At 65.9% G+C, this 1,359-nt stretch carries 1 protein-coding gene and 1 pseudogene; both read right to left on the bottom strand.

Going from position 1 to position 1,359, the window contains the following annotated elements:
- Positions 1-749, bottom strand: a 749-nt coding sequence (gene gcvT, locus X803_RS21385; RefSeq protein WP_035778076.1) for a glycine cleavage system aminomethyltransferase GcvT, incomplete at its 3' end; no start/stop codon positions are given.
- Between the two features lie 10 nt (positions 750-759).
- Positions 760-1,359 (bottom strand): annotated as a pseudogene (locus tag X803_RS18055) (glycine dehydrogenase (aminomethyl-transferring)); the annotation flags it as partial.

The following is a 1,359-nucleotide window of genomic DNA, read 5'->3' on the forward strand; positions in this document are numbered from 1 at the left end:
CCCGCCTCGAGACGCAGCGAGTCGCGGCTGGCAAGGCCTGCGGGGATCAGTCCGTGTCCCTCGCCGGCCTCCAGGAGTGCTTCCCACAGCTCCGGGGCGTCGACGTTGGGGACGTAGATCTCGAACCCGTCCTCACCGGTGTAGCCGGTGCGTGCCAGCAGCAGCTGCTTGACAGCGCCATTGACGGTGATACCTACCTCGACCGCTGCGTAGTACTTGAGCTCGGTCACGAGCGAGTGCTGGTCCGCCGGCACCAGCGTCAGCAGGATGGTTTCCGCGTTGGGGCCCTGCACGGCGATCAGGGAGGTCTCGGCGGACACATCATCCACGGTGACGTTGAAGTTCGCGGCGCGTTCAGTCAGCTCCGCGGCAACCACTGGGGCGTTGCCGGCGTTGGGGACCACCAGGTACTTGGCCGTTCCGTCCGCGGCTGCGGGAAGGCGGTAGGTGATCAGATCATCGATGATGCCGCCATCCGGCTGGCAGATCAGCGAGTACTTGGCCTTGCCGACCGCCACTGCGGACAGCTTGCCGGCCAGCGCGTAATCCAGGAAGGCAGCGGCGTCCGGGCCGGTGACCCAGACTTCCCCCATGTGGGAGAGGTCGAAGAGGCCGGCGGCCTTGCGGACCGCGTGGTGCTCGGACAGCTCGGAGCTGTACTTGAGCGGCATCTGCCAGCCGCCGAAGTCGGTGAAGGAGGCGCCGGCTTTCTTGTGCTGCTCGTAGAGAGCGGTGTAGTTCTCAGTCATTGCGGGATCCTTAGTTCTCAAAAGATTCGAGCGGAGGGCAGGAGCAGACCAGATTACGGTCACCTGCGGCGCCGTCGATGCGGCCAACCGGAGGGAAGTACTTGTCCTGGGTCAGGGAGGACAGGGGGAACGCGGCCTGCTCGCGCGGGTACTTCCGGGTCCAGTCGGAGGAAACCACGGCGGCTGCCGTGTGGGGAGCGTTGCGCAGCGGGGAGTCCTCCACGGAGAAGTCTCCGCTGGCTACCTGCTCCATTTCCCGACGGATGGTGATCATGGCTTCGATGAAGCGGTTGATCTCCGCGAGATCCTCGGACTCGGTCGGCTCCACCATGAGGGTGCCAGCGACGGGAAAGGACAGGGTGGGCGCATGGAACCCGAAGTCGATCAGGCGCTTGGCCACGTCCTCGGCGGTGACGCCGGTGCGGGCGGTGAGCTCGCGCAGGTCGAGGATGCACTCGTGCGCCACGAGGCCGCTTTCACCGGTGTAGAGGACCGGGAAGTGCTCGTTGAGCCGCGAGGCAACGTAGTTGGCCGCGAGCAGCGCGGACTTGGTGGCCTCTGTCAGGCCGGTGGCACCCATGAGCTTCACGTACGCCCAGGAAATCGGCAG

It is taken from the genome of Arthrobacter sp. 35/47 (genome assembly GCF_000520475.1).
In the GTDB taxonomy this organism is placed as follows: Bacteria; Actinomycetota; Actinomycetes; order Actinomycetales; family Micrococcaceae; genus Arthrobacter_D; species Arthrobacter_D subterraneus.